Below are 6735 nucleotides of genomic sequence, written 5' to 3'. Positions count from 1 at the left end.
GCGCGGCCGACTCATCACGACGGCCCCGAGGGTCACGACCACGACGATTTCGAAAGCCATGCCCTGCCGATGCCGGCCGTGGGTGGCGGGTTCGACGGGCCCCAGGCGCTGGCCGATGCGCTGGCCCCGGTGGTCCAGGCGGGGCGGGTGCTGCGGATCAAGGGAACGCTGGACGTGCCCGGCAAGCCCATGCGCCTCCTGGTGCAGGGCGTGGGGCCTCGGATCCAGGCGCACTATGACCGGCCGTGGCGCACCGATGAACCGCGCGCGGGCACTCTGGTCGTCATCGGGCTCAAGGGCCTGGATGCGGAGGGCCTACGCGAACGTCTGGGCGAGGTCGTCGCGGGACCAGACCAGCCGGCGTCCTCGGCCGCCGAGTAGGCCCCAAGGGGCGGTATGGCGCGGCTGCGCGCCGTAATGAAGGCCGCGATTGAAATTTTGGGATTTATTTCTGGAAAGGCAACAAGGATAACCAGATAGAATGATGCAAATATTCAAATATATGGGCGCTATCGTTGCTCTCGTGCTTGTAGGGCTCTTGGGGTATGGCGGCAAGGGATATTGGGATGCCTTGTCGGATGCGGAGGGGCTGCGCGCCCGCGCCAATGAATTGATTGCTCAAGGTCGCGGTGGAGACTCGTTGGGAGGGAACCATCGCGCTATTTTACTCGCCGTCCAAGACCCGAATTATCTCGAGCATTGGGGCGTCGATGTCTCGACGCCAGGCGCCGGGTTGACCACGATCACTCAATCGGCAGCCAAGCGCCTCGCCTTCGAGGCATTCCATCCCGGTCTCGGTAAGATCCGCCAGACTGGCTACGCGCTTGGACTGGAGAGCCGTCTTTCCAAGGACCAGATCCTTGCGCTGTGGCTCGATACATTAGAGATGGGAAAGGGGCCCGACGGATGGATGGTCGGCTTCTTTACAGCAAGTTCCAAAATATATGGTCGCCCTCCGGCTGAATTGAGCCAGGCTGAATTCATTCGCTTTGTCGCTGTTCTGATTGCACCCGCGTCCTACGATCTTACAAGGCGTGACGCACGACTTGACGAGCGTGTGGGGCGGATCGAGCGTTTGGTGGCGGGCACGTGCGCGCCCCTTGGTTTGCGTGATGTTTGGCTTGAGGGATGTCAACCGTCGTCCTGATAGAGCGTTTTGCACGCCATATGGGGCACGCAAAACGCTTGTCTTAGGGTTCGGGTCGGCTCGATCGGCAAGATTGAGCCGCTGGTCGGGGGATGCGCCGGATCCGCGGCCATAAAGAACCCCGTGAACGCCGCGGCGGGTTTTGTAGGGGCCATCACGAAGCGGCCGTCACGAAGCGGCCGTCACGAAGCGGCCGTCACGTAGGGGCCCGTCACTTGGGGGCGTTGGCGCCGGTTTCCCGGACCGCCTGCACGACATCGTGGGTGGCGGTGCGCACCGCGTTGGCCGGCTCGCTCAGCGTTGCGTCGTGGTCGGCGATCAATTCGGCGTAATTGTCGATGGCGCCAAGGGCGTTCATGAGGTCATGGCGCAGGCTCTGCCGGTGTTCGGCATCGGGGCGGGGGGCCGTATGGTCCCCCTGGGCGCTTCCGTTCATGGCGGCCAGGATGGTCTCGGCGTCGGCCAGCCGCCGGACGATCACCTCAATATCCTCGTCCGCCGCCTTGCCGGTGGCCGCCTGGCGAAGGTGCGCCACGGCCCGCACGAGGCCCTCGGTGGAGGCGGTCAGGCGGTCGACGACAAATTGCTGTCCGATACTGAACTCTTCCATTGCGCTCTCCAGTCCTGCAACGCATCGGGCGGCATGGGCCGCGCGAAGTGGTATCCCTGCCCGACGTCGCACGCCATGTCCTTGAGTTCCTCGGCCTCGGCCTCGGCTTCGATCCCCTCGGCCACGGTGCTGGCCCCGAGGGTTTGGCCCAGATTGACCACCAGCCGGACGATCTGGCGCGAGCGCGGATTGCTCAAAAGGGTGGCGACGAACTGCTGATCGATCTTGATTTCGTTGAACGGCATCCGGAGCAGGTGCAGCAGCGACGAATGACCGGTTCCAAAGTCGTCGAGCGACACGGCGAAGCCCCGGATGCGCAGGGCCGTCAGCACCCGCTCTACCCGATCCGGGTCCTTCATGGAGGCCGTTTCGGTCAGCTCCAGCGTGAAGTCCGAGGGGGTCAGCGGCGAGTCCCGCAGAATGTTCGACAGCGTATCGGCAAGCCGCTCCTCCGCCAGACACAGCGCCGACATGTTGATCGCGCAGCGCGTCTTACCCTGCTTCCATGCGTCGGCGTCCGCCACGGCGCGCTCCAGGACGTAGGTCAAAAGGCGCAGCGACAGTCGCTCGTCCCGCTCCACCACGGGAATGAACCTCGCCGGGCTGATCATGCCGCCCCCGATTGGCCAGCGGATCAGGGCTTCGGCGCCCAGATAGCGCCGGGTTTTAAGGCAGAGTTTCGGCTGGTAATGCAGGCGCATGACTTCGTCGTCCAAGGCCTGCTCGATCACGGCGGGGGTTATGCTGTGGCCCTCGGTCTCGAAGGTCGACAGCACGGCGCGGATCTCCTCGCCGGTCACGGGTTTGGTCAGGGGCTGAAGCATCCGCAGCCCCAACCGTTCCCCGATTCGTTTCGCGGAGCGCAGCACCTCGGGGTCGCAGCCGCTGCTCAGAACCACGCTCACCTCGCCGGTGCGCGGCACCAGTTCGGACAGCACGGTCAGACCGTCCATGTCCGGGAACGACAGATCAAGGAAGAGAAGGTGCGGGGCGAACGATTCCATCGCCGCCAGGGCACGTTCCGGGCTGTCGACCGCCAGGGGAACCCACCCGGTCCGCGCACAGGCGCGCAGGAAGAACGATCGGAACGTGATGTCGTCATCCACGACCATAACGCGAAGACCGTGTCGAGAGGCCGCCATCTCAGTTCCCATCATGCTGTTCCCTTTGGCTCTCTAACGCAGCGCTAATCAAGGATAGGAGCGATGGAAGGTTAACCGGTTTGGGTGAAAAATTGACGCACCCGGCGCCCAACGCGGCCCGCTGATCCTCGATCAAGGCGTGGGCCGTCAGCGCAATGACGGGAATGGCCGCGCATTCCGGATTGGCTTTGATCCGGCGCGTGGCTTCCAGTCCGTCGAAATCGGGCAGGCCGATATCCATCAGAATCACGTCCGGCTTTGCCTCGAACGCCAGGCGCACCGCGTCCGCGCCGGTTCCGGCGGTCACCATGTCGTACCCGCGTCGGGCCAGGAGGCGGGTGAGCGCCCGGGCATTGTCCTCATTGTCCTCGACCAGAAGAACCCGCCTCATCCCCGTCCCTCCTGTGCCTTCAACGCCTGGGTCCGCTCGGGGGCGCAATCCGGCGCACACCCAGCCCCCGATTCGGGCAGGCGCGGACCCACGGTTTCGAGGATTCGCGTGGCCAGTTCATCCAGATCGAAGTCTCCCTTGCGCATGATCGTCAGGCATTGCTCCTTCAGCCAGACGGTCTCGTACCGGGACAGGTCCAGCGCGGTGATCACGATGATCGGAACGGACTGCAGACGGGAATCCTCTTTCATGGCCCGCACGACGTCCTGGCCGCTCAGTCCGGGCAGCGCGAGATCCAGGATGACGATGGAGGGTTCCGCCTCGGCCATGAACGCCAGCGCGTCGGCGCCGTTGTCCAGCTTGATGGGCGCGAGGCCAAAGCGGCCAATGGCCCGACCGATGGCGTTCAAGAGAACGACATCGTCCTCGACGATCAGGACGGCGCAGCCCGCTTTGGAACACAGGCGCGCGGCGTTTGCGGCGTCCGTTCGCCCCGAAAGGGCGTCCGCCGCCGGGCATGGCACCGATTCGATCGGATCGTCGAACAGGGTTTCGGGCAGCGGGCTCGGCGCGCTCAACGCGAGCGCGCGCCCACCGCGCGCAGCGTGGGCCACCGGTTCGGCTCGTGCGGTCCCTCCCGTCAACGGCGTCGCCACCGCCGTCGCGGGTGGTGCCGCGGCGCCGGGCGTGTCCTCGGCACGGGCCTCCTGATCGGGCGTCGCCGCGAGCGGCACCGTTATGGTGAAACAGGTGCCTTTCCCCGGCTCGCTCTCGACCGCGATGTCCCCGTCCATCAGTTCGATGATGGTGCGGGTCAGGGCGAGCCCCACGCCCGATCCACCGTGGGTGCTGTGGACGTAGCTGTTGGCCTGCTCGAACATGCGGAAGATGCGGCTCAGTTCGTCGTTCGACATGCCGACCCCGGTGTCGCGGACCTTCAGGATCAGTTCATGCGGGCGGCAGAGAACCGAGAGGGTGATGGTGCCGCCCCGGGTGAACTTGGCGGAGTTCGAGATCAGATTGAGGATGCACTGACGCAAGCGCACCCGGTCCAGGGTGACCGTGGCCGGCAGACCCTCGGTCTCGATATCCAGCACGTTGCCCTGCTTGCGCGCGAGCGTGTCGGCGATGGCCTGCAGATCGTCCACGAACTCGTCCAGATCGATCGGCGCCGGCGCCAGTTCCAGGCGCCCGGACTCGATTCGGGCGAGGTCCAGAATGCCGTTGATGAGATCGAGCAGATGGTTGGCCGCGCTCTGGATATGGCGCGCATCGTCCATCAGTTCCGTGTTGCCGATGTCCTCGGCTTGGTCGGCGATCATCTCGGCATGAAGGGTCACCGCGTTGAGCGGCGTGCGCAGTTCGTGGCTCATGTTTGCCAGGAAGCGGGACTTGGCCGCGCTTTCCGACCGTGCCAGTTCCAGCGCGACCTCGTGGCTCATATCGCGGATGATGACGAGATAGCGCCGTCGCACGGCCTGACCCAGATCGCTGATTCCCAGGGCCGCCGGAAAGGACGTGCCGTCCCGACGCATGGCCTGCACCGACCGCAGGCTTGCGGACGGTGTTCGGCCGTCCGTCTGCTGTGCATCCGCCCAGAGCGCGTCCGTCAACTCGCCGGCGTCGGCCGCCATCAGCAGGGCGGACCAGCGCCGCCCGACAATGTCTTTGAACCGCCAGCCGAACATCGTTTCGGCCGCCTGATTGAACCCCTCGATGACGCCTTGATCCGTTGTGATGATCATGGCGTCCACGGCGCTGTCGAAGACGCGCTGGCTTTCCTCGCGGGCGACCTGCGTTGCCGTCATTTGGGTCTCGGCCCGCGCCGTCATGGCCATGAGTCCGCGCGCCAGGGCGCCGAACTCGTCACGGCGGTCGAGCAAGCCCCGGCCCGGCCGCACGCTCGCATGGGACCCGAGCTGATAGCCGTTCAGTTGGTCGATCAGCCGCCGCATGGGCGTGACCAGAATGCGGCCGAACACAATGAACAGGACCACGCCAATCGCCAGGAGGGCGAAGGACAGCCAGATGACCTGGTAGCGCGACATATCGGCGCTGTTGTGCGCGAGGGTCGCACTGGTCGAGGCGATGCCCAGGATCAGCGCGTTGTCGGCCTCCTGGTGCAGCATCACGCGGGTGAAGTGCACGGGGCCGGACGCGGTTTCAACCACCCATCGCGGGGTCAACTCGGACGGGGGAGGAATCGCGGCGTCCGGCCCGAACAGGTCGGTGATTGTCGTGCCGTCGCCGTGTTCGAAATCCATGGCGAGCGCCGCGTTCGGATGGCTCAGAACGTAGCCCTGGCTGTTGAAGAGCATCGCCTCGCCCAGGTCCCCGATGACCCCCTCCAGCCCGAAGGCCAGCGCCCGGAACGCCACGTTGAGGACGATGAACAGGGCGGGGCTGCCGTTGGCGTCGGTCAGAACGTGCCCGAACCGCACGGTCGGTCGGTCCGGCTGCTCGATCACTCCGTTCTCGCGGTTCAGGTTGACGGCGGAGATGTACAGGACCCCTGGCGGCAAGGTGGACAGCTCCTGCACATAGTCGCGGTGCGCCTTCGTCTGGAGCTGGCCGGGCGCGACGAGACCAAACAGGGCATCGCGTTGCACGCGCACCAGTTCCTCGCCGCTGCGGGCTTCGAGCACGCGCGCCTGATAGATCAGGTTCCGGGTCGGTACGAAGTCCAGAAGGAGACGCTCGGCATCGTGGCGGATGGACTCGGGCGCTGGCCCGGTTCCCGTCGAGGCGTTGGCGAGCGCCTGGATCGGCTGGCTGCGGGCCAGGAAGCGGATATCCCGATCAACGGTGGCGATGAAGCTGTGGATATAGGTTTCGCTGGCGGTGGTCAGGCCGGTCAGACGCTCCCGCGTGAGGCTTTCCGTCTCCCAAGCCATGTGGCGCTGAACCAGGAACACGATGACCGTGAGCATGATAAGGGAATACGCCACGAAAACACTGGCGGTCTTCGTTCCCAGACTGAGATGCCGCAGTGCTCCGAAACCCAACGCGGATGTGGCCATGGTTTTGAATCCTCCGGGCGGTGCTTCTGCCCCACCCCTGACTTTGCAGCGCTCTGCCGGCGCCGGGGCCCTCCTGCCCGGTGTCGACCGCTGGCCTTCCCCCTCTCCCCTCTCCAACGGCGTCGGTGGCGTTACGGATCAGGCTGCAGTCCCGGAGGCCGCGCCCCTGGTGTGGTGCTGATCCGAGACGATCATCTGCCCGTCCCGAGCCGGTGCTCGGGCCCGCGCGCCACGCGGCCAAGCCATACCGGCCTAGACGCCCTACGGCGGTGGTCCGGGTGACGCCCCGGTCAAGAGCCGCACTCAATTCGAATTCAGCGCCTGCAACCAATAAGATCGAGATGGCGCCATGCCCATGCTGAGCCTGGATTGAACAGGTGCACGAACCAGAAGATGCTATCAGCGGCGTTCATCAAATTAAAGGG

Annotated in this window: 6 protein-coding genes; 2 read left to right on the top strand and 4 right to left on the bottom strand. The window is 65.3% G+C overall.

Features of this window, described 5'->3' with window-relative positions:
* Together GGD82_RS13975 and GGD82_RS13970 are read left to right on the top strand one after the other, a co-directional pair.
* Positions 1-381 (top strand): GTP-binding protein (locus GGD82_RS13975; protein WP_184013286.1); only part of this gene is annotated, 381 nt, incomplete at its 5' end.
* Positions 382-481: 100 nt separating this feature from the next.
* Complete coding sequence (locus GGD82_RS13970) at positions 482-1147, top strand: transglycosylase domain-containing protein (RefSeq protein ID WP_246163923.1); 666 nt, start codon at positions 482-484, stop codon at positions 1145-1147.
* A gap of 211 nt (positions 1148-1358) precedes the next feature.
* Here the strand turns inward: GGD82_RS13970 and GGD82_RS13965 are convergent, their stop codons facing one another.
* The 4 genes from GGD82_RS13965 to GGD82_RS13950 are packed head-to-tail and all read right to left on the bottom strand — an operon-like array spanning position 1359 to position 6310.
* Positions 1359-1757, bottom strand: a complete 399-nt coding sequence (locus tag GGD82_RS13965; RefSeq protein WP_150062848.1) for a hypothetical protein — start codon at positions 1755-1757, stop codon at positions 1359-1361.
* Positions 1712-2914, bottom strand: coding sequence for an EAL domain-containing response regulator (locus GGD82_RS13960; protein WP_150062847.1), 1203 nt, complete (start codon positions 2912-2914; stop codon positions 1712-1714). The genes GGD82_RS13965 and GGD82_RS13960 overlap by 46 nt, the downstream gene beginning before the upstream one ends.
* Entirely contained in the window at positions 2901-3290 is a 390-nt protein-coding gene (locus GGD82_RS13955) for a response regulator (protein WP_150062846.1), read from the bottom strand. The genes GGD82_RS13960 and GGD82_RS13955 overlap by 14 nt, the downstream gene beginning before the upstream one ends.
* Positions 3287-6310 carry an ATP-binding protein gene (locus GGD82_RS13950; protein WP_150062845.1) on the bottom strand — a complete coding sequence of 1008 codons (3024 nt, stop codon included), beginning with the start codon at positions 6308-6310 and terminating at the stop codon, positions 3287-3289. The genes GGD82_RS13955 and GGD82_RS13950 overlap by 4 nt, the downstream gene beginning before the upstream one ends.
* Between the last annotated feature and the right edge of the window lie 425 nt (positions 6311-6735).

It is taken from the genome of Roseospira marina (assembly GCF_014197855.1).
Classification (GTDB): Bacteria; Pseudomonadota; Alphaproteobacteria; order Rhodospirillales; family Rhodospirillaceae; genus Rhodospira; species Rhodospira marina.
This window is presented reverse-complemented; position numbering and strand designations above follow the sequence as displayed.